The sequence below is a fragment of the Cellulomonas sp. P5_C5 genome (assembly GCF_054049655.1).
The window spans coordinates 111,878-134,706 of the sequence record NZ_JBFULY010000008.1 but is presented as its reverse complement, the minus strand read 5'-3'; the positions used below and the strand labels follow the sequence as shown (position 1 = coordinate 134,706).

The 22,829-nt window shown below is 69.6% G+C and carries 35 protein-coding genes and 1 pseudogene; 34 read left to right on the top strand and 2 right to left on the bottom strand.

Annotation, left to right across the window (positions count from 1 at the left end; translation table 11 throughout):
• Positions 1-41: 41 nt before the first annotated feature.
• Positions 42-1,235, top strand: coding sequence for an elongation factor Tu (gene tuf / locus ACXJKF_RS09635; protein WP_456787495.1), 1,194 nt, complete (start codon positions 42-44; stop codon positions 1,233-1,235).
• Positions 1,236-1,321: 86 nt separating this feature from the next.
• Here the strand turns inward: tuf and ACXJKF_RS09630 are convergent, their stop codons facing one another.
• Positions 1,322-1,687, bottom strand: a complete 366-nt coding sequence (locus ACXJKF_RS09630; RefSeq protein ID WP_456787494.1) for a hypothetical protein — start codon at positions 1,685-1,687, stop codon at positions 1,322-1,324.
• A gap of 374 nt (positions 1,688-2,061) precedes the next feature.
• Here ACXJKF_RS09630 and rpsJ point away from each other — a divergent pair, with 374 nt between their 5' ends.
• The 32 genes and pseudogenes from rpsJ to ACXJKF_RS09470 all read left to right on the top strand — a co-directional run bounded on the left by rpsJ (position 2,062) and on the right by ACXJKF_RS09470 (position 20,577).
• Positions 2,062-2,370 (top strand): 30S ribosomal protein S10, encoded by a 309-nt coding sequence (rpsJ, locus tag ACXJKF_RS09625; RefSeq protein WP_013117879.1) that lies wholly within the window; start codon positions 2,062-2,064, stop codon positions 2,368-2,370.
• 22 nt (positions 2,371-2,392) lie between these two features.
• Complete coding sequence (gene rplC / locus ACXJKF_RS09620; protein ID WP_456787493.1) at positions 2,393-3,052, top strand: 50S ribosomal protein L3; 660 nt, start codon at positions 2,393-2,395, stop codon at positions 3,050-3,052.
• Between the two features lie 2 nt (positions 3,053-3,054).
• Positions 3,055-3,723 (top strand): 50S ribosomal protein L4, encoded by a 669-nt coding sequence (gene rplD / locus ACXJKF_RS09615; RefSeq protein ID WP_456787492.1) that lies wholly within the window; start codon positions 3,055-3,057, stop codon positions 3,721-3,723.
• Complete coding sequence (gene rplW / locus ACXJKF_RS09610; protein ID WP_055912151.1) at positions 3,720-4,022, top strand: 50S ribosomal protein L23; 303 nt, start codon at positions 3,720-3,722, stop codon at positions 4,020-4,022. The genes rplD and rplW overlap by 4 nt, the downstream gene beginning before the upstream one ends.
• A gap of 18 nt (positions 4,023-4,040) precedes the next feature.
• Positions 4,041-4,880, top strand: a complete 840-nt coding sequence (rplB, locus tag ACXJKF_RS09605; RefSeq protein WP_055912153.1) for a 50S ribosomal protein L2 — start codon at positions 4,041-4,043, stop codon at positions 4,878-4,880.
• A 12-nt stretch (positions 4,881-4,892) separates the two neighbouring features.
• Positions 4,893-5,174: a 30S ribosomal protein S19 gene (rpsS, locus tag ACXJKF_RS09600; RefSeq protein ID WP_055912154.1), complete on the top strand. Its 282-nt coding sequence runs from the start codon at positions 4,893-4,895 to the stop codon at positions 5,172-5,174.
• 56 nt (positions 5,175-5,230) lie between these two features.
• Positions 5,231-5,599 carry a 50S ribosomal protein L22 gene (gene rplV / locus ACXJKF_RS09595; RefSeq protein ID WP_456787491.1) on the top strand — a complete coding sequence of 123 codons (369 nt, stop codon included), beginning with the start codon at positions 5,231-5,233 and terminating at the stop codon, positions 5,597-5,599.
• Positions 5,599-6,441 carry a 30S ribosomal protein S3 gene (gene rpsC, locus ACXJKF_RS09590; RefSeq protein WP_456787490.1) on the top strand — a complete coding sequence of 281 codons (843 nt, stop codon included), beginning with the start codon at positions 5,599-5,601 and terminating at the stop codon, positions 6,439-6,441. Before rplV ends, rpsC begins: the two co-directional genes overlap by 1 nt.
• A 2-nt stretch (positions 6,442-6,443) precedes the next feature.
• Positions 6,444-6,860 carry a 50S ribosomal protein L16 gene (gene rplP, locus ACXJKF_RS09585; RefSeq protein WP_028045061.1) on the top strand — a complete coding sequence of 139 codons (417 nt, stop codon included), beginning with the start codon at positions 6,444-6,446 and terminating at the stop codon, positions 6,858-6,860.
• Positions 6,860-7,099: a 50S ribosomal protein L29 gene (rpmC, locus tag ACXJKF_RS09580; protein WP_055912162.1), complete on the top strand. Its 240-nt coding sequence runs from the start codon at positions 6,860-6,862 to the stop codon at positions 7,097-7,099. Before rplP ends, rpmC begins: the two co-directional genes overlap by 1 nt.
• Positions 7,100-7,103: 4 nt before the next feature.
• Positions 7,104-7,409, top strand: coding sequence for a 30S ribosomal protein S17 (gene rpsQ, locus ACXJKF_RS09575; protein ID WP_456787489.1), 306 nt, complete (start codon positions 7,104-7,106; stop codon positions 7,407-7,409).
• Between the two features lie 160 nt (positions 7,410-7,569).
• Entirely contained in the window at positions 7,570-7,938 is a 369-nt protein-coding gene (gene rplN / locus ACXJKF_RS09570; RefSeq protein WP_034625870.1) for a 50S ribosomal protein L14, read from the top strand.
• 2 nt (positions 7,939-7,940) lie between these two features.
• Complete coding sequence (gene rplX / locus ACXJKF_RS09565) at positions 7,941-8,282, top strand: 50S ribosomal protein L24 (RefSeq protein ID WP_146844270.1); 342 nt, start codon at positions 7,941-7,943, stop codon at positions 8,280-8,282.
• The gene (gene rplE, locus ACXJKF_RS09560; RefSeq protein WP_056088935.1) at positions 8,282-8,854 is read left to right on the top strand and encodes a 50S ribosomal protein L5; all 573 of its coding nucleotides are present in this window, start codon (positions 8,282-8,284) and stop codon (positions 8,852-8,854) included. The genes rplX and rplE overlap by 1 nt, the downstream gene beginning before the upstream one ends.
• Before the next feature lie 2 nt (positions 8,855-8,856).
• Entirely contained in the window at positions 8,857-9,042 is a 186-nt protein-coding gene (locus tag ACXJKF_RS09555) for a type Z 30S ribosomal protein S14 (RefSeq protein ID WP_028045055.1), read from the top strand.
• Positions 9,043-9,127: 85 nt separating this feature from the next.
• Positions 9,128-9,526 (top strand): 30S ribosomal protein S8, encoded by a 399-nt coding sequence (gene rpsH, locus ACXJKF_RS09550; RefSeq protein ID WP_055912171.1) that lies wholly within the window; start codon positions 9,128-9,130, stop codon positions 9,524-9,526.
• 24 nt (positions 9,527-9,550) lie between these two features.
• Positions 9,551-10,090: a 50S ribosomal protein L6 gene (gene rplF / locus ACXJKF_RS09545; protein ID WP_456787488.1), complete on the top strand. Its 540-nt coding sequence runs from the start codon at positions 9,551-9,553 to the stop codon at positions 10,088-10,090.
• A 2-nt stretch (positions 10,091-10,092) separates the two neighbouring features.
• Positions 10,093-10,464: a 50S ribosomal protein L18 gene (gene rplR / locus ACXJKF_RS09540; RefSeq protein ID WP_055912174.1), complete on the top strand. Its 372-nt coding sequence runs from the start codon at positions 10,093-10,095 to the stop codon at positions 10,462-10,464.
• 34 nt (positions 10,465-10,498) lie between these two features.
• Positions 10,499-11,164 (top strand): 30S ribosomal protein S5, encoded by a 666-nt coding sequence (gene rpsE, locus ACXJKF_RS09535; RefSeq protein WP_456787487.1) that lies wholly within the window; start codon positions 10,499-10,501, stop codon positions 11,162-11,164.
• On the top strand, positions 11,164-11,346 hold the full coding sequence (gene rpmD, locus ACXJKF_RS09530; RefSeq protein ID WP_028045050.1) for a 50S ribosomal protein L30: 183 nt from the start codon (positions 11,164-11,166) through the stop codon (positions 11,344-11,346). Before rpsE ends, rpmD begins: the two co-directional genes overlap by 1 nt.
• Before the next feature lie 2 nt (positions 11,347-11,348).
• Entirely contained in the window at positions 11,349-12,083 is a 735-nt protein-coding gene (rplO, locus tag ACXJKF_RS09525; protein ID WP_456787486.1) for a 50S ribosomal protein L15, read from the top strand.
• A gap of 160 nt (positions 12,084-12,243) precedes the next feature.
• The gene (gene secY, locus ACXJKF_RS09520) at positions 12,244-13,539 is read left to right on the top strand and encodes a preprotein translocase subunit SecY (RefSeq protein ID WP_456787485.1); all 1,296 of its coding nucleotides are present in this window, start codon (positions 12,244-12,246) and stop codon (positions 13,537-13,539) included.
• Entirely contained in the window at positions 13,536-14,117 is a 582-nt protein-coding gene (locus tag ACXJKF_RS09515; RefSeq protein WP_456787484.1) for an adenylate kinase, read from the top strand. Before secY ends, ACXJKF_RS09515 begins: the two co-directional genes overlap by 4 nt.
• Before the next feature lies 1 nt (position 14,118).
• On the top strand, positions 14,119-14,961 hold the full coding sequence (gene map, locus ACXJKF_RS09510; RefSeq protein WP_456787483.1) for a type I methionyl aminopeptidase: 843 nt from the start codon (positions 14,119-14,121) through the stop codon (positions 14,959-14,961).
• Positions 14,962-15,290: 329 nt separating this feature from the next.
• On the top strand, positions 15,291-16,202 hold the full coding sequence (locus ACXJKF_RS09505) for an LPXTG cell wall anchor domain-containing protein (RefSeq protein ID WP_456787482.1): 912 nt from the start codon (positions 15,291-15,293) through the stop codon (positions 16,200-16,202).
• A gap of 296 nt (positions 16,203-16,498) precedes the next feature.
• The gene (infA, locus tag ACXJKF_RS09500; protein WP_013770189.1) at positions 16,499-16,720 is read left to right on the top strand and encodes a translation initiation factor IF-1; all 222 of its coding nucleotides are present in this window, start codon (positions 16,499-16,501) and stop codon (positions 16,718-16,720) included.
• Between the two features lie 68 nt (positions 16,721-16,788).
• The gene (gene rpmJ, locus ACXJKF_RS09495) at positions 16,789-16,902 is read left to right on the top strand and encodes a 50S ribosomal protein L36 (RefSeq protein ID WP_013117849.1); all 114 of its coding nucleotides are present in this window, start codon (positions 16,789-16,791) and stop codon (positions 16,900-16,902) included.
• Between the two features lie 198 nt (positions 16,903-17,100).
• A complete protein-coding gene (gene rpsM / locus ACXJKF_RS09490; RefSeq protein WP_056023447.1) occupies positions 17,101-17,481 on the top strand; it encodes a 30S ribosomal protein S13 in 381 nt (126 codons plus the stop codon).
• 68 nt (positions 17,482-17,549) lie between these two features.
• Positions 17,550-17,798 (top strand): annotated as a pseudogene (locus ACXJKF_RS09485) (small ribosomal subunit protein uS11); the annotation flags it as partial.
• A gap of 118 nt (positions 17,799-17,916) precedes the next feature.
• Positions 17,917-18,930: a DNA-directed RNA polymerase subunit alpha gene (locus tag ACXJKF_RS09480; RefSeq protein ID WP_055912188.1), complete on the top strand. Its 1,014-nt coding sequence runs from the start codon at positions 17,917-17,919 to the stop codon at positions 18,928-18,930.
• A 72-nt stretch (positions 18,931-19,002) separates the two neighbouring features.
• Positions 19,003-19,545 (top strand): 50S ribosomal protein L17, encoded by a 543-nt coding sequence (rplQ, locus tag ACXJKF_RS09475; protein ID WP_456787481.1) that lies wholly within the window; start codon positions 19,003-19,005, stop codon positions 19,543-19,545.
• A 300-nt stretch (positions 19,546-19,845) separates the two neighbouring features.
• The gene (locus ACXJKF_RS09470) at positions 19,846-20,577 is read left to right on the top strand and encodes an alpha/beta fold hydrolase (RefSeq protein WP_456787480.1); all 732 of its coding nucleotides are present in this window, start codon (positions 19,846-19,848) and stop codon (positions 20,575-20,577) included.
• Positions 20,578-20,815: 238 nt separating this feature from the next.
• Here the strand turns inward: ACXJKF_RS09470 and ACXJKF_RS09465 are convergent, their stop codons facing one another.
• Entirely contained in the window at positions 20,816-21,583 is a 768-nt protein-coding gene (locus ACXJKF_RS09465; RefSeq protein WP_456787479.1) for an ROK family protein, read from the bottom strand.
• A gap of 268 nt (positions 21,584-21,851) precedes the next feature.
• Between ACXJKF_RS09465 and truA the strand changes: the two genes are divergently transcribed.
• The gene (gene truA / locus ACXJKF_RS09460) at positions 21,852-22,769 is read left to right on the top strand and encodes a tRNA pseudouridine(38-40) synthase TruA (RefSeq protein ID WP_456787600.1); all 918 of its coding nucleotides are present in this window, start codon (positions 21,852-21,854) and stop codon (positions 22,767-22,769) included.
• Positions 22,770-22,829 lie beyond the last annotated feature (60 nt).

Genomic DNA, 22,829 nt, shown 5'->3' with positions numbered 1-22,829 from the left:
AACGTCGGCCAATCTCTACCAAGTCCTGAGGAGGACACCCAGTGGGCAAGGCGAAGTTCGAGCGGACGAAGCCGCACGTCAACATCGGCACCATCGGTCACGTCGACCACGGCAAGACGACGCTGACGGCGGCCATCTCGAAGGTGCTGCACGACAAGTACCCCGACCTGAACCCCTTCACGCCTTTCGACGAGATCGACAAGGCGCCCGAGGAGAAGCAGCGCGGTATCACCATCAACATCGCGCACGTGGAGTACCAGACGGAGAAGCGTCACTACGCTCACGTCGACGCTCCCGGTCACGCGGACTACATCAAGAACATGATCACGGGTGCGGCGCAGATGGACGGCGCCATCCTCGTGGTCGCGGCGACCGACGGCCCGATGGCCCAGACGCGTGAGCACGTCCTGCTCGCCCGTCAGGTCGGCGTGCCCTACCTGCTCGTCGCGCTCAACAAGACCGACATGGTCGACGACGAGGAGATCCTGGAGCTCGTCGAGGTCGAGGTGCGCGAGCTCCTCTCCGCCCAGGGCTTCGACGGCGACGACGTCCCCGTCGTGCGCGTCTCCGGCCTGAAGGCGCTCGAGGGCGACCCGGTCTGGGTCAAGTCCGTCGAGGACCTGCTCGAGGCCGTCGACGAGTCCGTCCCGGACCCGGTGCGCGACATCGACAAGCCCTTCCTCATGCCGATCGAGGACGTCTTCACGATCACCGGTCGTGGCACCGTCGTCACCGGTCGCGTGGAGCGCGGCAAGCTCAAGGTGAACGAGGAGGTGGAGATCGTCGGCATCAAGGAGAAGGCGATCAAGACCACGGTCACCGGCGTCGAGATGTTCCGCAAGCTGCTCGACTACGCCGAGGCTGGCGAGAACGTCGGTCTGCTCCTGCGTGGCACGAAGCGCGAGGAGGTCGRGCGCGGCCAGGTCGTCGTCAAGCCCGGCTCGATCACGCCGCACACCGAGTTCGAGGGCCAGGTCTACATCCTGGCCAAGGACGAGGGTGGCCGTCACAACCCGTTCTACGGGAACTACCGCCCCCAGTTCTACTTCCGCACCACCGACGTCACCGGCGTCATCACGCTGCCCGAGGGCACCGAGATGGTCATGCCCGGCGACAACACCGAGATCCACGTGAACCTCATCCAGCCCATCGCGATGGAAGAGGGCCTCGGCTTCGCCATCCGCGAGGGTGGCCGCACCGTCGGCTCGGGCAAGGTCATCAAGATCATCAAGTGATGCTCGCCCCTCGGGGCAGCTGAACTGACGGAAGGGCCCGGGAGCTTCGGCTCCCGGGCCCTTCCGTCGTCTGCCGTCGGGGCGGCTCAGCCGGAGTCCGGGTAGCCGGCGAGGCCGTCACCGTCGAGGTCGGTGCACAGGCCGTAGCGCTCGTCGGTGGTGAACGACGCGACGCACGCGGCGTACCCCTCGATGTAGCGGAACTCCGAGTCGGCGGTCGCGTCGGTGCAGTCGGGGGAGCCGTCAGCGGGATCGCACGGATCGCCCGGCAGCGGCATGCTCGCTGTGCTCGGGCTCGCTGCGCGCGTGACGGGTGGGGCCGACGACGCCGAGCCCGGCGGAGTCGTGGGGGTCGGTCCCGGTCCCGGCGAGCCGGAGGTGCACGCGCCCAGTGCCAGGACCAGCACACCGAGCGCCGCGACGGCGGGGGCGTGGGGGGAGCGGGGTGGCATGGCCGCACCCTAGTGGTCGATCGTCGACCAGGTGACGACGCGGAGGTGGACCGGCCGAGCCGGCCGCCTGTGCGGGAGATCACGCGGATCTCGCCGCCCGGTGTGACGGACGCAATTGGAGTTCCGGGGCGCCGTCTGGCACACTGTTCAGGTTGCCTAGTTGAGGGCGGCGCGTTCGCGCGCGCAGCACACGACGGGGCTCACACACGTGGACGGCGTCTGGACCCCGGGATCACCCGGTGGTTGACGCCCGACAACAACCACCGATCTCGTGCCTGAGAGGGTACGCAGCGCAACGGTGTGTCGCGCCAAGCGACACGCCCGAGTGCGGGGGTCGGACGGGCCGGTTCCAAACAGAGGGAAGTAGAAGCGCCATGGCGGGACAGAAGATCCGCATCAGGCTCAAGTCCTACGACCACGAAGTCATCGACAGCTCGGCGCGCAAGATCGTCGACACGGTGACTCGCGCTGGTGCGTCGGTCGTGGGTCCGGTGCCGCTGCCGACGGAGAAGAACGTGTTCTGCGTCATCCGGTCGCCCCACAAGTACAAGGACAGCCGCGAGCACTTCGAGATGCGTACTCACAAGCGGCTCATCGACATCATCGATCCCACGCCGAAGGCCGTCGACTCGCTCATGCGTCTCGACCTGCCTGCGGACGTGAACATCGAGATCAAGCTCTGACGCTGGGAAGGAACTGATTTCTATGGTTACCCAGCAGAACGAGCGCGCAGTCACGGCCCTGCTCGGCACGAAGCTCGGCATGACCCAGGTGTKGGACGACAACGRTCGTCTCGTCCCGGTCACCGTCGTCGCTGTCGGCACGAACGTCGTGACCCAGGTGCGCTCCGCCGATGCTGACGGCTACGCCGCGGTCCAGCTGGCCCACGGCCAGATCGACCCGCGCAAGGTCACCAAGCCGCTGAAGGGCCACTTCGAGAAGGCCGGGGTCACCCCCCGCCGGCACGTGGCCGAGATCCGTACGCCGAACGCCTCCGAGTTCACGCTCGGCCAGGAGCTCACGGCCGCCCTCTTCGAGGCCGGCTCGCTCGTGGACGTCATCGGCACCACCAAGGGCAAGGGCACCGCCGGTGTCATGAAGCGTCACGGCTTCCACGGCGTCGGCGCCTCGCACGGTGCGCACCGCAACCACCGCAAGCCCGGCTCGATCGGTGGCGCTTCGACGCCGTCGCGCGTGTTCAAGGGCATCAAGATGGCCGGTCGCATGGGCGTGGACCGCCAGACCACCCAGAACCTGACCGTGCACGCGGTCGACGTCGAGAGGGGCCTGCTCCTCGTCAAGGGTGCCGTCCCCGGCCCCAAGGGTGGCGTCGTGGTCGTGCGTTCCGCTGTGAAGGGGGCGTGACCATGAGTGACACGCTGACTGTCGACGTGGTCGACTCCCAGGGCAAGAAGACCGGCTCGGCCGATCTGCCCGCGGACGTCTTCGACGTGCAGACCAACATCCCGCTGATCCACCAGGTCGTCGTCGCGCAGCTMGCGGCGGCTCGCCAGGGCACCCACGACACGAAGTCTCGTGGCGAGGTGCGCGGTGGTGGGCGCAAGCCGTACAAGCAGAAGGGCACCGGCCGCGCCCGTCAGGGTTCGACGCGTGCTCCGCAGTTCGCCGGTGGTGGCGTCGTCCACGGCCCCACCCCGCGCGACTACTCGCAGCGCACCCCCAAGAAGATGAAGGCCGCGGCGCTCCGCGGTGCTCTCTCGGACCGCGCTCGTGCCGGCCGCGTGCACGTCGTCTCGGGCTTCGCCCCGGGCACGGCGCCGTCGACCAGGTCCGCGCTCGCTGTGCTCGACAACCTCTCGGGACGCAAGAACGTCCTGGTCGTCGTCGAGCGTCAGGACGAGATCACGTGGAAGTCGCTGCGGAACGTCGAGCGGGTGCACCTGCTGGTCGCTGACCAGCTCAACACCTACGACGTCCTGATCTCGGACGACGTCGTGTTCACGCAGGGCGCGCTCGACGCGTTCCTGGCGGGCCCCGTCAAGGGCGCTGCCGACGCGAAGGGCGATTCCAAGTGACCGACATCGGCAAGAACCCGCGCGACATCCTGCTCGCGCCGGTCGTCTCCGAGAAGAGCTACGGCCTGCTCGACGAGGGGAAGTACACCTTCCTCGTCGACCCGCGGGCGAACAAGACCGAGATCAAGATTGCCGTCGAGCAGGTCTTCGGCGTCAAGGTCGACTCGGTCAACACCGCGAACCGTCAGGGCAAGGCCCGTCGGACCCGTTTCGGCATCGGCCGCCGCAAGGACACGAAGCGTGCGATCGTCACCCTCCGCGAGGGAACGATCGACATCTTCGGTGGTCCGGTCGGCTGAGCGAAGGACTGAGAACTCATGGGAATCCGCAAGTACAAGCCGACCACGCCGGGCCGTCGTGGCTCCAGCGTCGCCGACTTCGTCGAGATCACGCGCTCCACTCCGGAGAAGTCGCTCGTCCGTCCCCTCCACAAGACGGGCGGCCGTAACTCCACGGGTCGCATCACCACGCGCCACCAGGGTGGCGGTCACAAGCGTGCGTACCGCGTCATCGACTTCCGTCGCCATGACAAGGACGGCGTGCCGGCCAAGGTCGCTCACATCGAGTACGACCCCAACCGCACCGCCCGCATCGCGCTCCTGCACTACGCGGACGGCGAGAAGCGCTACATCATCGCGCCGAACAAGCTGTCGCAGGGTGACCGCATCGAGAACGGCCCCGGCGCCGACATCAAGCCCGGCAACAACCTGCCGCTGCGCAACATCCCGACCGGTACGGTCATCCACGCCATCGAGCTGCGGCCCGGTGGCGGTGCGAAGATCGCCCGCTCGGCTGGTGCGTCCGTGCAGCTCGTCGCCAAGGACGGCCCCTACGCCCAGTTGCGTATGCCGTCCGGTGAGATCCGCAACGTCGACCTGCGCTGCCGCGCCACGGTCGGCGAGGTGGGCAACGCCGAGCAGTCGAACATCAACTGGGGCAAGGCCGGCCGCATGCGCTGGAAGGGCAAGCGCCCGACCGTCCGTGGTGTCGCCATGAACCCGATCGACCACCCGCACGGTGGTGGCGAGGGCAAGACGTCCGGTGGACGTCACCCCGTCAGCCCGTGGGGCCAGGCCGAGGGTCGTACCCGCCGTCCGAACAAGCCGAGCGACAAGCTCATCGTGCGCCGTCGGCGCACCGGCAAGAACAAGCGCTGATAGGAGCCTGAGATGCCACGTAGCCTGAAGAAGGGCCCGTTCGTCGACGGTCACCTGCAGAAGAAGGTCGACGTCCAGAACACCGCCGGCACGAAGAACGTCATCAAGACGTGGTCGCGCCGTTCGGTCATCACGCCGGACTTCCTCGGCCACACGTTCGCTGTGCACGACGGACGCAAGCACACCCCGGTGTTCGTGACGGAGGCGATGGTCGGGCACAAGCTCGGCGAGTTCGCTCCGACGCGGACGTTCCGCGGCCACGAGAAGGACGACCGGAAGGGTCGTCGCCGCTGACCCCCGGGTCAGCCAGGCGACGCCCTCACCGGCAGAGACAAGAAGGCAGGACAGCAATGGAAGCCAAGGCGAAGGCGCGGTTCGTCCGCGTCACGCCCCAGAAGGCCCGGCGCGTCGTGGACCTCATCCGTGGCAAGCAGGCCGGCGAGGCTGTGGCGGTGCTGAAGTTCGCACCGCAGGMCGCGGGGGAGACGGTGCTCAAGGTTGTGGAGAGCGCGATCGCCAACGCTCGGGAGACCGCCAAGCGGTCGAACGAGCGTCTGGACGAGGCGGACCTCTACATCTCCGAGGTATTCGTCGACGAGGGTCCGACGCTCAAGCGGTTCCGTCCGCGGGCGCAGGGTCGGGCCAGCCAGATCCTCAAGCGGACGAGCCACATCACCGTGGTCGTCGCTGAGCGTGAGACGAAGGGACGGGCCCGATAGTGGGACAGAAAGTCAACCCGCTCGGGTACCGCCTGGGCATCACCACCGACCACCGCTCGCGCTGGTTCGCCGACTCGACGAAGCCGGGTCAGCGCTACCGCGACTACGTGGGCGAGGACGTCAAGATCCGCAAGCTCATGGCCACGGGCCTTGAGCGTGCCGGCATCGCCAAGGTCGAGATCGAGCGCACGCGTGACCGCGTGCGCGTCGACATCCACACCGCCCGCCCGGGCATCGTCATCGGGCGTCGTGGCGCGGAGGCCGACCGCATCCGCGGCGAGCTCGAGAAGCTCACGGGCAAGCAGGTGCAGCTGAACATCCTCGAGGTCAAGAACGCCGAGATCGAGGCTCAGCTCGTCGCGCAGGGCATCGCCGAGCAGCTGGCGAGCCGCGTCTCGTTCCGCCGTGCCATGCGCAAGGGCATCCAGTCGGCCCAGCGCGCCGGTGCCAAGGGCATCCGCGTGCAGGTCTCCGGCCGCCTCGGCGGCGCGGAGATGAGCCGCACGGAGTTCTACCGCGAGGGCCGCGTGCCCCTGCACACGCTCCGCGCGAACATCGACTACGGCTTCTTCGAGGCTCGCACCACCTTCGGGCGCATCGGCGTCAAGGTGTGGGTCTACAAGGGCGACATGACCGAGAAGGAGTTTGCTCGCGAGCAGGCGACCCAGCCCTCGCGGCCGGCTCGTGGCCCGCGGACGGACCGCCCCGGTGGCGAGCGCTCGGACCGCGGTCCGCGCGCAGGTGCTCCTCGTCGTGAGCGCTCTGACGCCCCTGAGGCCGCCGCTCCTGAGGCCGCCGCTGCTCCGGMAGCGACGACCCCCGACAGTGGAACGGAGGCCTGACCGTGCTGATCCCGCGCAGGCTGAAGCACCGCAAGCAGCACCACCCGGGGCGCTCCGGCGCCGCGACCGGTGGTACCGCGATCTCGTTCGGTGAGTTCGGCATCCAGGCTCTCGAGCCTGCGTACGTCACCAACCGGCAGATCGAGGCTGCTCGTATCGCCATGACCCGCCACATCAAGCGTGGAGGGAAGGTCTGGATCAACATCTACCCGGACCGCCCCCTCACGAAGAAGCCTGCCGAGACCCGCATGGGTTCCGGCAAGGGTTCGCCCGAGTGGTGGATCGCCAACGTCAAGCCCGGCCGAGTTCTCTTCGAGCTCGCCGGCGTCCCGGAGCCCCTGGCTCGCGAGGCCATGCGCCGCGCGCAGCACAAGCTCCCGATGAAGACACGTTTTGTGGTTCGCGAGGGTGGTAACTGATGACTATCGGCACCAAGGAACTGGCTCCCAGCGAGCTGGACACCTTCGACGACGAGAAGCTTGTCGCTGAGCTGAAGAAGTCCAAGGAGGAGCTGTTCAACCTCCGCTTCCAGTCCGCGACCGGCCAGCTCGAGAGCCACGGGCGTCTCAAGGCCGTTCGCCGCGACATCGCGCGGATCTACACGATCCTGCGTGAGCGCGAGCTCGGCATCCGTACCGCCCCGAGCGCGAGCGAGTGAAGCGATGACTGACGAGAAGAACACGAACAACACGGACGCGACCACCGCGCTTGCAGTGAAGCGCGGCGACCGCAAGACGCGCCGCGGCTACGTGGTCAGCGACAAGATGGAGAAGACCGTCGTGGTCGAGGTCGAGGACCGGGTCAAGCACCCGCTCTACGGCAAGGTCATCCGGCGGACGAGCAAGGTCAAGGCGCACGACGAGCTGGGCTCGGCGGGCGTGGGCGACCTCGTGGTCATCATGGAGACCCGGCCGCTGAGCGCCACCAAGCGGTGGCGCCTGGTCGAGGTCGTCGAGAAGGCTAAGTAGCCTCAGCAAGCCAGCAGCACCCCCAGTTGCCCACGGGCGCCGGGTGGAGTCGCGAGACGACACCCGGCGCAACGTGTGCATCACGGCAACTACCCGTTCGGCCAGGCTCGGCCGCTCGCCCCGGTGAGCACCGAGAACCCGCCAGACATCAGGAGAAATAATGATCCAGCAGGAGTCGCGACTTCGTGTCGCCGACAACACTGGTGCCAAGGAGATCCTTTGCATCCGTGTGCTCGGCGGCTCCGGCCGTCGCTACGCAGGCATCGGTGACGTCATCGTCGCCACCGTCAAGGACGCCATCCCCGGCGGCAACGTCAAGAAGGGCGACGTCGTCAAGGCTGTCATCGTGCGCACCCGCAAGGAGCGCCGCCGTCCGGACGGTTCGTACATCAAGTTCGACGAGAACGCCGCAGTGATCCTCAAGAACGACGGGGAACCCCGTGGCACGCGCATCTTCGGCCCGGTGGGCCGCGAGCTGCGCGACAAGAAGTTCATGAAGATCATCTCGCTGGCTCCGGAGGTGCTCTGACCATGGCGAAGATCAAGAAGGGCGACCTCGTCCTCGTCATCTCGGGTCGGGACAAGGGCCGTCAGGGCCGTGTCCTCGAGGTGCTCGTCGAGTCGCAGCGGCTCGTCGTCGAAGGCGTCCAGCGCGTGCAGAAGCACGTGAAGGCCGGCCAGACGCAGCGCGGCACGCGCACCGGCGGCATCGAGACCGTCGAGGCACCCATCCACATCAGCAACGTGATGCTCGTGGACCCGGAGACCAAGAAGGGCACCCGGGTCGGCTACCGCACCGAGCAGGTCGAGCGCGACGGCCGTACCCGCACCGTTCGGGTCCGCGTCGCCAAGCGCTCCGGTAAGGACATCTGATGACCGAGACGACTCTCACGGCTCCGGCGCTCCCGCGTCTGAAGTCCAAGTACAACGACGAGATCAGGACCGCTCTCTTCGAGCAGTTCTCGCACGAGAACATCAACCAGGTCGCGCGCCTGGTGAAGGTCGTCGTGAACATGGGCGTCGGCGAGGCCGCCAAGGACTCCAAGCTCATCGAGGGCGCGATCCGCGACCTGACCCAGATCACGGGCCAGAAGCCGCAGGTCACCAAGGCTCGCAAGTCGATCGCGCAGTTCAAGCTGCGTGAGGGAATGCCCATCGGCGCCCACGTCACCCTGCGTGGCGACCGTGCCTGGGAGTTCCTGGACCGCCTGCTCTCCACCGCGCTGCCGCGCATCCGTGACTTCCGTGGCCTCTCGCCGCAGCAGTTCGACGGTCACGGCAACTACACGTTCGGCCTCGTGGAGCAGTCCGTGTTCCACGAGATCGACCAGGACAAGATCGACCGCGTCCGCGGGATGGACATCACGGTCGTCACCACGGCTGACACCGACGACGAGGGTCGCGCTTTCCTCAAGCTCCTCGGCTTCCCGTTCAAGGAGATCTGACCATGGCGAAGACCGCCCTCAAGAACAAGGCTGCTGCCAAGCCGAAGTTCGCGGTGCGTGGCTACACGCGCTGCCAGCGTTGCGGCCGGCCCCACTCGGTGTACCGCAAGTTCGGCCTGTGCCGGATCTGCGTGCGCGAGATGGCCCACCGCGGCGAGCTCCCCGGCGTCACCAAGAGCAGCTGGTAACCCCAGAACAACCCAGCAACACGAACGTCGGTAGGTCCCGCTCTCTTGAGGGCGGGATACCCCGGCGAGGAAGGGCGGAAGCCCCATGACCATGACCGACCCCATCGCAGACCTGCTCACGCGGCTGCGTAACGCGAACTCGGCTCACCACGACACCGTGCTGATCCCGTTCTCGAAGCTGAAGTCGCACATCGCGGAGATCCTCCAGGCGGAGGGCTACATCACGGGCTGGAAGGTTGAGGACGCCGTCGTCGGCAAGAACCTCATCATCGAGCTCAAGTACGGCCCCAACCGCGAGCGTGCGCTCGCCGGCGTCAAGCGCGTGTCCAAGCCGGGCCTGCGCGTGTACGCCAAGTCCACCAACCTGCCCAAGGTGCTCGGCGGCCTGGGCGTGGCGATCCTGTCCACGTCCTCCGGTCTCCTCACCGACAAGCAGGCCGCCAAGAAGGGCGTGGGTGGGGAAGTCCTCGCCTACGTCTGGTAAGTCCGAGACGGAAAGGAGCTAGCCATGTCCCGAATCGGCAGAGTCCCCGTCCCGGTCCCCACCGGCGTGGATGTCGACATCAACGGCGCGGTCGTGACGGTCAAGGGCCCCAAGGGCACCCTGACGCACACGATCCCCGCCCCCATCGAGGTGGCGCGCGACGAGGCAGGAGCCCTCGTGGTGACCCGCCCCGACGACGAGCGCGCCTCGCGCTCGCTGCACGGCCTGACCCGCACGCTGCTGGCGAACCTCGTCATCGGCGTGACGGACGGCTACATCAAGAAGCTCGAGATCGTCGGTACCGGTTACCGCGTGACGGCGAAGGGTTCGGACCTCGAGTTCGCGCTCGGGTTCAGCCACCCGGTCACGGTCAACCCGCCGGAGGGCATCACCTTCGTCGTCGAAGCCCCCACGCGCTTCTCGGTGCAGGGCATCGACAAGCAGCAGGTGGGCGAGGTCGCCGCGAACATCCGCAAGATCCGCAAGCCTGAGCCGTACAAGGGCAAGGGCGTGCGGTACGCGGGCGAGAACGTGCGCCGCAAGGTCGGAAAGGCCGGTAAGTAACCATGGCTCTCAAGATCCTCGGCAAGGGCAAGCGTGTTGCCCGCCAGCGTCGCCACCTGCGCCTTCGCAAGAAGGTCTCGGGCTCGGCCGCCCGTCCCCGTCTCGTCGTGACCCGGTCCGCCCGGCACATCACGGCGCAGGTCGTGGACGACGGCATCGGCCAGACCCTCGTGTCCGCGTCGACCCTCGAGGCCGACCTGCGTGGCTCGAACGACGACAAGACTGCCAAGGCCCGCAAGGTCGGCGAGCTCATCGCCGAGCGTGCGAAGGCTGCCGGCCTCGACGCTGTGGTCTTCGACCGCGGCGGCAACAAGTACCACGGCCGTGTCGCCGCGGTGGCTGACGGCGCCCGCGAGGGTGGGCTGAAGCTGTGACGACCACGACCTTCCGAAAGAAGAGGACTCACTGATGGCTGCTCCTCAGCGCAGCAACACCGGGGCGCCCGCGGGCAGCACCGGCGGAGGCGGCGACCGTCGTGACGGCGGTCGTGGCCGTGATGGTGGCGGCGGCCGTGGCCGCGACGCCGCAGAGAAGAGCGCGTTCCTCGAGCGCGTCGTGACGATCAACCGCGTGGCCAAGGTCGTCAAGGGTGGCCGCCGCTTCAGCTTCACCGCGCTCGTCGTGGTCGGCGACGGCGACGGCACCGTGGGTGTCGGCTACGGGAAGGCCAAGGAGGTGCCCGCGGCGATCGCCAAGGGCGTCGAGGAGGCCAAGAAGAACTTCTTCAAGGTCCCGCGCATCCAGGGCACCATCCCGCACCCCATCCAGGGTGAGGCCGCTGCCGGTGTCGTCTTCCTGCGTCCGGCCTCGCCGGGTACCGGTGTGATCGCCGGTGGCCCGGTGCGCGCCGTGCTCGAGTGCGCCGGTATCCACGACGTCCTGAGCAAGTCGCTCGGCTCGTCCAACGCGATCAACATCGTGCACGCCACGGTCGCGGCCCTGCGTGGCCTCGAGCGTCCCGAGGCCGTGGCCGCGCGCCGTGGTCTCCCGGTCGAGCACGTCGTCCCGGCTGCCCTCCTCCGTGCCCAGGCTGCCGGCCTGGCCGCAGCGGCGGGCTCGAAGGCAGGTGCCTGATGGCTCGACTCAAGGTGACCCAGACGCGTTCTGGCATCGGCGGTAAGCAGAACCAGCGCGACACCCTGCGCACCCTCGGCCTCAAGCGGATCGGCGACGTCGTCGTCAAGGAGGACCGCCCTGAGATCCGCGGCATGGTCAAGACGGTGACGCACCTTGTCGCGGTCGAAGAGGTGGAGTGACCATGGCTGACGAGAAGAACGAGAAGGCGGAGGCTGAGGTGACGGCCCCCAAGAAGGCCGCTGCCAAGAAGGCTCCCGCGAAGAAGGCCGCCGACACGGAGTCCGCTCCGAAGGCGACCAAGGCGAAGGCTGCTGCTGCGGACAAGCCGGCGAAGGCCGACAAGGCCGAGGCGGCGACCGAGGCTGCTCCGAAGGCGAAGGCCACCAAGGCCGCGCCCAAGGCTGCTGCGCCGAAGAAGACGGTCTCCGCCGCGGCGGCGAAGGCGGCCGAGGCCGCTGCGCAGCCCGGCAACGGCGGCACGCTCAAGGTGCACCACCTCCGTCCGGCTCCGGGCGCCAAGACCGCCAAGACCCGCGTGGGTCGTGGCGAGGCGTCCAAGGGCAAGACGGCCGGTCGTGGCACCAAGGGCACCAAGGCCCGCTACCAGGTGCCGACGCGCTTCGAGGGCGGGCAGATGCCTCTGCACATGCGCCTCCMGAAGCTCCGCGGCTTCAAGAACCCGTTCCGTGTCGAGTACCAGGTCGTCAACCTGGACAAGCTCTCGGCGCTGTACCCGAGCGGTGGCGACGTGACGGTCGCCGACCTCGTGGCGAAGGGCGCTGTCCGCAAGGGCAAGCCCGTCAAGGTGCTCGGTACCGGTGAGCTCACGGTCAAGGTCTCTGTCGCGGTCGACGCCTACTCGGCGTCCGCGAAGGACGCGATCGTGGCTGCCGGCGGAAGCGTCGCGCAGGACTGATCGAAGGACGGGACCGGTGGGGACGTAGTTACCCACCGGTCCCGTTCCGTATGTCGGCGGGCATCAGTTAGGGTGCCCCGGTGCTTGCGACTCGTCGCAGGCTGCACGGCCGGAATGGACCGGTCGTACGAGATGCCGCTCCGGCGGCCCAGGAGGACAGGTGCTCAGCGCATTCGTGCGGGCGTTCCGAACGCCCGACCTGCGGCGCAAGCTGCTCTTCACCATCGGGATCATGGTGCTCTTCCGTGTCGGCTCGTTCCTGCCGACGCCGGGAGTCTCCTACCCGAACGTGCAGACGTGTATCGAGCAGTCGCAGGGCAACGACCTGCTCGGGCTGGTGAACCTGTTCAGCGGCGGAGCCTTGCTCCAGCTCTCGGTGTTCGCGCTCGGGATCATGCCGTACATCACGGCGAGCATCATCGTGCAGCTGCTGCGGGTGGTCATCCCCCGCTTCGAGCAGCTGCACCAGGAGGGCCAGTCCGGCACCGCGAAGCTCACGCAGTACACGCGGTACCTGACGATCGGCCTCGCGATCCTGCAGTCGACGACGATCATCACGGTCGCGCGCAGCGGTCAGCTGTTCAGCGGCTGCACCGTCGACGTCATCCCGAACGACTCCTGGCAGACGCTGCTGATCATGGTCATCACCATGACGGCGGGTACCGGCCTGATCATGTGGCTCGGTGAGCTCATCACCGAGCGCGGCGTCGGCAACGGCATGTCGCTCCTCATCTTCACGTCGATCGCGGCCAGCTTCCCCGGCGCCATGTGGTCGATCGCCGGTGGCGACAACGGCGTCTCGAAGTTCATCGTGGTCATGGCGATCGTCGTCCTGGTCATCGCGCTCGTGGTGTTCGTCGAGCAGTCGCAGCGGCGGGTGCCCGTCCAGTACGCCAAGCGGATGGTCGGACGCCGCATGTACGGCGGGTCCAGCACCTACATCCCGATCAAGATCAACATGGCCGGCGTCATCCCGGTGATCTTCGCGTCGTCGCTGCTCGCGGTGCCCGGGCTGCTCGCGCAGTTCGGTGACCCGACCGCGGCCTGGGTCCAGTGGGTGAGCCGCTACCTGGCGTCGCCGAGCGCTCCGCTGCACCTGGCGATCTACGTCGTCCTGATCATCTTCTTCTGCTACTTCTACACCGCGATCACGTTCAACCCGGACGAGGTCGCCGACAACATGAAGAAGTACGGCGGCTTCATCCCCGGCATCCGTGCCGGCCGCCCGACGGCCGAGTACCTGGACTACGTCATCTCCCGGATCACCGCGCCGGGCTCGCTGTACCTGGCGATCGTCGCGCTCATCCCGACCATCGCGTTCATCGTCCTGGGCGTCGGCTCGAACATCCCGTTCGGTGGGGCATCGATCCTCATCGTCGTCGGTGTCGGCCTCGAGACCGTGAAGCAGATCGAGTCCCAGCTGCAGCAGCGGCACTACGAAGGGTTCTTGCGTTGAGCACCCGTCTCGTCCTGCTCGGTCCTCCGGGGGCGGGCAAGGGCACCCAGGCCGCACGGCTCGCCGAGCGGTTCGCGGTGCCGGCCATCTCGACCGGCGACATCTTCCGCGCCAACATCAAGGGCGGCACGCCGCTCGGTCGGACCGTGCAGGAGTACACCTCGCGCGGTGCCCTGGTGCCGGACTCCGTCACCAACGACATGGTCCGCGACCGGCTCGCCCAGGCCGACGCCGTGGACGGGTTCCTGCTCGACGGGTACCCCCGCAACGTGGCGCAGGTCGGCGAGCTCGACACGATCCTCGCGGACGCCGGGCTGACGCTCGACCTCGCGGTGGAGATCACCGCGGACCCCGATGTCGTGGCCGAGCGGCTCCTGAAGCGTGCCGAGATCGAGGGCCGCGACGACGACACCGAGGACGTCATCCGGCACCGGCTCGACGTCTACGCCCAGGAGACCGCCCCGATCGCGCGCGTGTACGCGGAGCGCGGGCTGCTCGTCCAGGTGGACGGGATCGGCGACATCGACGACGTCACCGAGCGTCTGGCCGCGGCGATCGGCGCCACCAGCGGGCGCTGACGTGTTCGGGCGCGAACGCATCGAGTACAAGAGCCCGGAGCAGGTGCTGCTCATGCGGCGCGCAGGTCTGGTGGTCGCCGAGGCGCTCGCCGCGGTCCGTGAGCACGCGGCACCCGGCGTCACCACCGCCCAGCTCGACGCGGTCGCGGCGGAGGTCATCGCCGAGCGTGGTGCGACGGCGTCCTTCCTGGGGTACCACGGCTACCCGGCGACGCTCTGCGTGTCCGTCAACGACGAGGTCGTGCACGGCATCCCGGGGGCTCGGGTGCTGGAGCCGGGCGACGTCGTCTCGATCGACTGCGGTGCGATCGTCGACGGGTGGCACGGCGACTCCGCGATCACGGTCGTCCTCGACGGTGCGACGCCCGACGACGTCGACCTGGCGTCCACCACCGAGCGGGCCATGTGGTCCGGGATCGCGGCGCTGGCCGGGGCCGAGCGGCTCGGGGTCGTGGGGGAGGCGGTGGAGGACGTCGTCGACGCAGCCKAGGCTGCCGGCCTCAACGGCGGTGCGCGGTACGGGCTCGTCGAGGAGTACGTCGGTCACGGGATCGGCACGTCGATGCACCAGCCGCCGGACGTCCCGAACTTCCGCACCCGTGACCGCGGTCCGCGGGTCCGCCCGGGCCTGTGCGTCGCGGTCGAGCCCATGGTCGTCCGTGGGCAGAGGTTCACGCAGGTGCTGGACGACGACTGGACCGTCGTGACCTCCGACGGGTCGCGTGCGTCGCACTGGGAGCACACGGTCGCCATCCTCGAGGACGGCATCTGGGTGCTGACGGCGCAGGACGGCGGCGCGCAGGAGCTCGGCGCGCGCGGCGTGACGGTCGCGCCGCTCGACTGAGGGACGCAGTTACCCGCCAGTAGGTCCGACTAGGTGAACTTGCGTCCAGTTATCCACAAATCGCCCCTGAGCGGGCGAATTGCGCGCGCACTGACCGGATTGTCCGATACGGTCCTGACCGGCGGTGAACGATCCGCCACGGGTGCTCCTCGGGGCCCGCACGGTCTGTGCCGCGCGGTGAGGGGTGCGAGCGCCCGACTCCGGCAGGCTCGTGGTCAGCGCGCGCCTGCACTCGACGTGATGGGTGACTCATGCAGCGCAGCGTTCTTCCCTCCCTGACCTCCCCTCGGCACGGCCGTCGGCGCGCGCGTCTGCTCGGCGCCGTCGCCGTGACCTCGGTCCTCCTGGTCGCACTCGGCACCGGCGCGGCGCAGGCACACGACCGCAACGGCAACGGCGGCCACGGAGGCGGCTACGGCGGAGGTCCGAAGGGCTCGCCGACGCCGACCGCGTCGCCCACGGCGGACGAGCAGCAGACCACGGGTGCGTACGTGTACCTGAAGAAGGACGCCGGCAAGCCCGCGGCGTGGGAGAACTCGACCCAGCAGTACCTCGTGGCGACGTGGCCGGGCGCCTCGTGGCGCGACCTGACGCTCGACGAGGTCACTGYCGCCCTCCCGGCCGGTCTGACGCTGTGCGGACCCGGCTGGGGTGTCCAGGAGGACAAGGCGTGGGGTGACGAGACCGTCTTCACCGAGAACAAGGCGCCGTTCTACCCGAAGGACTACATCGGCTGGCGGACGAAGAGCAACCCGACGGGCGCGATCTTCGCCGCCAAGCACTGGGACCTGTCCGCGATGGTGACCGTGCCGGAGTGCGGTTCGACGCCGACGCCGACGCCGAGCGCGACCCCGACCGCCACCCCGACGCCGACGGCCACGCCGACCGTGACGCCGACTCCGGTCGAGACGCCGACCCCGTCGCCGTCGGTGACGACGCCTCCGGCACCGACGCCCTCGGTGACGCCCACGCCGGTCGTCGAGGTGGGCGGCACGCCGACGCCGACCGCGACGCCGACGACGCCTCCCGCGACCTCGACGCCGACTCCGACCACCGTGGTCCTGGCCGCGACGCCGAGCCCTAGCGCATCGGTGTACTCGGAGGTCCTGGCGAACGGCAGCACCGGCGGTGCCGCGCTCGCCTCGACCGGGACGTCGCCGCTGCCCGGGCTGCTCGCCGGCGGGATCCTGGTGCTCTCGGGCGCCGCTCTGCTCCTGCTGCGACGCCAGCGCGCAAGCTGACCCAGCGCCGGAGGGCCGCCGTCGAGCTGACGGCGGCCCTCCGTTCGTCTGTCACCCGCCACACGGGGAGCGAGTGTGGCGGACTGCACAGGCGCGCAGGCGCGGTCCGTCCGGCCACGGTTTCGTCCCGAGGGCCCGATGGCGTAAGATTGTCCGTTGGGTGTGCGCCCGGTTCTCGTGGCGCGCGGTTCCCACAGCTATTTCCAGCACGATCCCACTCCTTCCGAACCCGGCCACTCCTGGACGGGATCGGCTGTCGTGGGCTGATCCATCAGAACCGACAGTTAGCGGAGGATATGGCGAAGAAGGACGGTGTCATCGAGATCGAGGGCAGCGTCGTGGAGGCTCTGCCTAACGCGATGTTCCGCGTGGAGCTCACCAACGGCCACAAGGTGCTCGCCCACATCTCGGGCAAGATGCGACAGCACTACATCCGGATCCTCCCCGAGGACCGGGTGGTGGTCGAACTGAGCCCGTACGACCTGTCCCGTGGCCGGATCGTCTACCGCTACAAGTAACAGCCACTCGAACACGCCGTCATACCTCGGGGCAGCCCGGGAGCAGAGCGGCGGCGGAGGAACACGCGATGAAGGTCAAGCCCAGCGTCAAGAAGATCTGCGACAAGTGCAAGGTGATCCGCCGGCACGGTCGCGTCCAGGTGATCTGCGAGAACCTGCGCCACAAGCAGCGCCAGGGCTGATGCCCTGACGCGGGTCCGTCGGACCTGCAGCTCGACCAGCACCACCGGTTCCCCAGAGAGACTTCTTTGAGGGACCAGCAAGCGCACAGCCACTCCGGCGATCACTCGCCGGTGCACCCTCGGTCGGAGGCCGGGGCCCGCAGCACGCGGGAGGGCAGTGCGGCAGACCTCCGATGCAGTTCAGGAGCCACCAGGCACATGGCACGTCTTATCGGCGTCGACCTCCCCCGCGAGAAGCGGCTCGAGATCGCGCTCACCTACATCTACGGGGTCGGCCGTACCCGCGCCCAGGCAACTCTGGCCGCGACCGGCATCAGCCCGGACCTGCGCGTGAAGGACCTCGGCGACGCCGAGCTCGTCGCGCTGCGTGACTTCCTCGAGACGAGCTACAAGCTCGAGGGTGACCTCCGCCGTGAGGTCGCTGCGGACATCCGCCGCAAGGTCGAGATCGGCTGCTACGAGGGCCTGCGCCACCGCCGTGGCCTTCCGGTGCGCGGCCAGCGCACCAAGACCAACGCGCGTACCCGCAAGGGTCCGAAGCGCACCGTCGCCGGCAAGAAGAAGGCCGGGCGCAAGTAGCCCTCCCGGCTGGCTGCACCCCGGTGCGCCGCCCGGTCATCCACAGCTGATCTCGAGAGAAGAAGAGCATGCCTCCCAAGACCCGTTCCGCCGTGCGCAAGCCGCGCCGCAAGGAGAAGAAGAACGTCTCCCACGGCCAGGCGCACATCAAGAGCACGTTCAACAACACGATCATCTCCATCACCGACCCGACCGGCGCCGTCATCGCGTCGGCCTCGTCGGGCCAGGTGGGCTTCAAGGGTTCGCGCAAGTCGACCCCCTTCGCGGCGCAGCTCGCCGCCGAGGCGGCCGCTCGTCGCGCCCAGGAGCACGGCATCGACCGCACGTCGCGCACCGACCCGGACATCCTTACGTCGACCAGGTGGACCGAGACCAGGCCGGCCCGTAGTACTGCGCAGCGTCATATGGCGGACGCCCGCTGAGAGGAAACACACCGTGCTGATTGCACAGCGCCCCACCCTGACCGAAGAGGTCATCTCGGAGAACCGGTCGCGGTTCTCCATCGAGCCGCTGGAGCCGGGATTCGGCTACACGCTCGGCAACTCGCTCCGCCGGACGCTGCTGTCCTCCATCCCCGGTGCCGCCGTCACGTCCATCCGGATCGACGGCGTGCTGCACGAGTTCTCCACCGTGCCGGGCGTCAAGGAGGACGTCACCGAGATCATCCTCAACATCAAGCAGCTGGTCGTCTCCTCGGAGAACGACGAGCCCGTCGTGATGTACCTGCGCAAGCAGGGTGCCGGCGAGGTCAGCGCCGCTGACATCGTGCCGCCGGCCGGGGTCGAGGTGCACAACCCCGACCTGCACCTGGCGACGCTCAACGACAAGGGAAAGCTCGAGATCGAGCTGACCGTCGAGCGTGGCCGTGGGTATGTCTCGGCGAACCAGAACAAGTCGTTCGACACCGAGATCGGCCGTATCCCGGTCGACTCGATCTACTCGCCGGTCCTCAAGGTGACCTACAAGGTCGAGGCGACGCGTGTCGAGCAGCGCACGGACTTCGACAAGCTGGTCGTCGACGTCGAGACGAAGTCGGCGATCGGTCCGCGCGACGCGCTGGCCTCGGCCGGCAAGACCCTCGTCGAGCTCTTCGGCCTGGCGCGCGAGCTGAACATCGAGGCCGAGGGCATCGAGATCGGCCCGTCGCCGACCGACGCTGCGCTCGCCGCGGACCTCGCTCTGCCGATCGAGGACCTGCAGCTCACGATCCGCTCCTACAACTGCCTCAAGCGCGAGGGCATCCACTCCGTGGGTGAGCTCGTCGCCCGGTCCGAGGCGGACCTCCTGGACATCCGCAACTTCGGTGCGAAGTCCATCACCGAGGTCAAGGAGAAGCTCGCCGAGCTCGGCCTGACGCTCAAGGACAGCCCGCTCGACTTCGACCCGTCCGCCGCCGGCGCCTACTACGGCGACGACGAGGGCGACTTCGTCGAGGACGAGCAGTACTGACGCCGGGGACGTAGACGGTCGGCCCACGGCTGACCGTCACAGCCCATCACTGGAACTCAAGGAGTAAAGACCATGCCTACGCCCACCAAGGGTCCCCGGCTCGGTGGCGGACCGGCGCACGAGCGGCTGATCCTCGCGAACCTCGCGACGTCGCTGTTCGAGCACAAGCGCATCACGACGACCGAGACGAAGGCCAAGCGCCTGCGTCCGCTCGCCGAGCGCCTCATCACGTTCGCCAAGCGTGGTGACCTGCACGCCCGCCGCCGCGTGATGACCGTCGTCAAGGACAAGTCCGTCGTCCACGTGCTGTTCACCGAGATCGCCCCGGCTGTCGCCGAGCGTCAGGGTGGCTACACGCGCATCACCAAGATCGGCCCCCGCAAGGGCGACAACGCCCCGATGGCCGTCATCGAGCTCGTGCTCGAGCCGCTCTCCCCGAAGCAGGCCGTCGTGAAGGAGGCCACCAAGGCCGCCTCGAAGGCTGCGCCGAAGGCGAAGAAGGCCGACACGGTCGAGGACAAGCCGGTCGAGGACGTCGTCGAGGACGCACCGGTCGAGGACGCGCCCGTCGAGGACGCGCCCGCCGAKACGAAGGATGACGCCGACAAGGCGTGATCTGACAGCACTGCCGGAAGGCCTGGGACCACTGGTCCCAGGCCTTCCGCCGTCTCACGGCCGATGGGGAGCGGCTCCTGAGGCAACGTGCGACGAGCGACGAGTGCGCGGCGGGGTCACGGCTGACCGGCGGTCAGCGACGGGCGACGGTCGCGCGGAGGGTTCACGGGACGGGTGTCGGGCGGTCAACGGGGCGGCGCGCGGTAGTCGGCGGGCGGCGCACGATCGGGCGACGGTCGCGCGACGGCATCTTGCGCGACGGCATGCGTGCGGGCGGCGGGCGAGCCTAGGGTCAGACGTATGAGCCTGCCGGTCGTCCTGGTGCACGGGTTGCGGACCTCCCGCACGATGTGGCGGGCGCAGGTCGAGGCGCTGGAGCGGGTGGGTCACCGCGCTGTCGCGGTGGACCTCCCGGCCCACGGGACCCGGATCGGCGAGGCGTTCACGCTGGGCGCGGCGGTGGACGTGGTCTCGGACGCGATCGACGAGCTCGGAGGGCGGGCGTTCGTCGTCGGCCTCTCGCTCGGGGGGTACGTCGCGATCCGGCACGCCGCGCGGCACCCGGACCAGGTCGCAGGGCTGGTCGCCGCCTCCTGCTCGACCCGTCCGCACYGGGTGCTGCTGGCGGGGTGGTCGGTCGGCGCTCTGGGGATCGCGCGGCTGCCGGACCGGGGCGCCCGGCTGAACCAGTTCTTCGTCGACCTCGCCCTGCCAGCCGTCGGTGCGGCGGACGTCGGTGCCGGGGGGTTCGCGCTCGACGCGACCAACGAGGTCCTTCGGGAGATGTCGATCGCGACGCCCCTGGCCGACCTGGCGCGGGTCGAGGCGCCGGTCTGGCTGGTCAACGGCGCGTTCGACCACTTCCGGGGCGAGGAGCGGCGCTTCCTGGCCGCCTGCCGCGACGGGCGGCTCGTGGTGGTGCCGCGCGCGACGCACCTGGTGAGCCTGGTCCAGCCGGCCCGGTTCACGCGCGTGCTGCTCGAGGCGCTGGACGAGGTCGAGGCGCGGTCGGCGGTCTCCGCCGGGTCGTGACGACGGCGGGAGCGTGCCCGACGCGGGCGGAGCGTCGCGGCAGCCGTGGTCGATGCGGGCGGAGCGTCGCGGCAGCGGTGCCCGATGCGGGCTGGAGCGTCGCGGCAGTGGTGGTCCGATGCGGAGGGAGCGTCAGGGCAGCGGTGGTCGACGCGGCCGACGTGATGGGCGACCGGCCCGCCGGCTGATCGGGGCGTCGGATCGTCGGGGGTGTCGGCGCGGTGTCGACGGCCGGACGTCAGCGGCCCAGGGACCAGGCCCTGACGCCGCCGACGATGCCGGCCTGGTTCGGGACGACCACGACGTCGTCGCCGAGCCGCGCGAGCGTGGTCGCGGTGACCTGCCGGGCGTTGCCGCCGCCGAGGTACAGCCGGTCCCACACGAACACGGGCCGGAAGCCGTCGACCACCCGGCGGACCCGCCGGGACCAGAGCGCGTCGCCGAGGCGTGCCCGCTCGACCTGCCCGATGTACGCGTCGTACGTGGTGCCCCAGCGCACCGGGGCGCGCGAGAGCTCGAGGTGCGGGGCGAGGGCTCCGCCGTCGAAGAGCGCGGTGCCGAGCCCGGTGCCGAGGGTGAGGACGAGCTCGACGCCCGTCCCGGAGATCACCCCGGCACCGTGCACCTCGGCGTCGTTCAGGACGAGCGTGGGCAGCCCGAGCCTGCTCTCGACCGCCGCGCGGATGTCGCAGCCCGCCCAGGCGGCGACGAGCACGGGGTCGATCGCGGTCCGCGGGCCGGAGCGGGTCACGTAGTGCGGGGTGGCGACGACGACGCCGTGCCGGATCATCCCGGGCATCCCGACGGTCGCGCGGTCGGCGGGCGGGAGGCCGGCGGCGATGTCCGCGATGGTGGCGACGAGGCGTTCCGGGGGCAGCGGGTAGGGCGTCGGCACCCGCACCGCGGGCGCGTGGAGCGTGCCGGCCGCGTCGAGGACCGACGCCTTGATGCCCCCGCCGCCGCAGTCGACGGCGAGCGTGAACGGGTCGGAGCCGGTGGCGGGCACGTGCCCACGCTAGGCGACGGCCGGTGCGGACGGGTCGGGACGCGGCGGCGGGGTGCGGGAACGGGCTCAGACGGGCTGCGGACACGGGTGCGGCGCCCGGGTCGCGCGCGTGCCGTGCAGGCCCGACGTGGCGGGGCACGGTGAGTCGCACGCGGGTGCGGCGCCGGGGTCGGCGCGCGTGCCGTGCGGGCCCGACGGGGCGGAGCGTGGTGCGGGCGCACCGGGACCCGGTGTGGGCCGACTACCGTGTGGACCCGTGAGCGAGAGCATGGACGGCGTGCCCACGGGCGTGCCGACGCAGGAGCCCGCCGTGCGGCTGCGGCTGGAGCTGGCGTACGACGGCAGCGCGTTCGCCGGCTGGGCCATCCAGCCGGGCCTACGGACCGTCCAGGGGGTGCTGGAGGCCGCCCTGGGCACCGTCCTGCGCACCGACGGGCCCCCGCGGGTGACGGTGGCCGGGCGCACAGACTCGGGCGTCCACGCGCGCGGGCAGGTGGCACATGTCGACATCCCGGTGGGCCTGATCGAGAAGAGCAGCGGCCGATCGTCGCGCCCGGTCGACGAGGTGCTGCTGACCCGGCTCGGGGGCATCCTGCCGGCGGACCTCGTCGTGCACACCCTGACGCGGGCGGCCGAGGGGTTCGACGCGCGGTTCTCCGCGCTCCGCCGTCGCTACACGTACCGGATCTGTGACGATGCCGCCCGGCGCGACCCGCTCTCGCGCACGCACGTCCTGTGGCACCGACGGGGTCTCGACGTCGACGCGATGGCGGCGGCGGCACGGCCGCTGGTGGGGCGTCACGACTTCGCGTCGTACTGCAAGCCCCGGCCGGGCGCGACGACGATCCGCACGCTCGAGGCGTTCGCGTGGTCCCGGCCCGTCGACGGTCCGGACGCCGGCCTCGTGGTCGCCACCGTGCAGGCGGACGCGTTCTGCCACTCGATGGTGCGCTCGCTCGTCGGCGCCAGCCTGGCCGTCGGGGAGGGGCGGCGTGGGCCGGGCTGGCCGGCGGAGCTGCTCGCGGCCCGGCGGCGGGGCGAGGGTGTGCACGTCGTCGCCGCGCACGGGCTGACGCTCGAGGAGGTGGGCTACCCGCCCGACGACGAGCTGGCGGCGCGCGCGGTCCAGACGCGGGCCCGCCGCGCGGCCGAGGACCTGCAGCACGCGGCGAGCTGCTGCGGCTGACGCCTGCAGCACGCGGCGAGCCGAGCCGCAGTGGCTGACGCCCGCCCGGCGGTCAGCTGA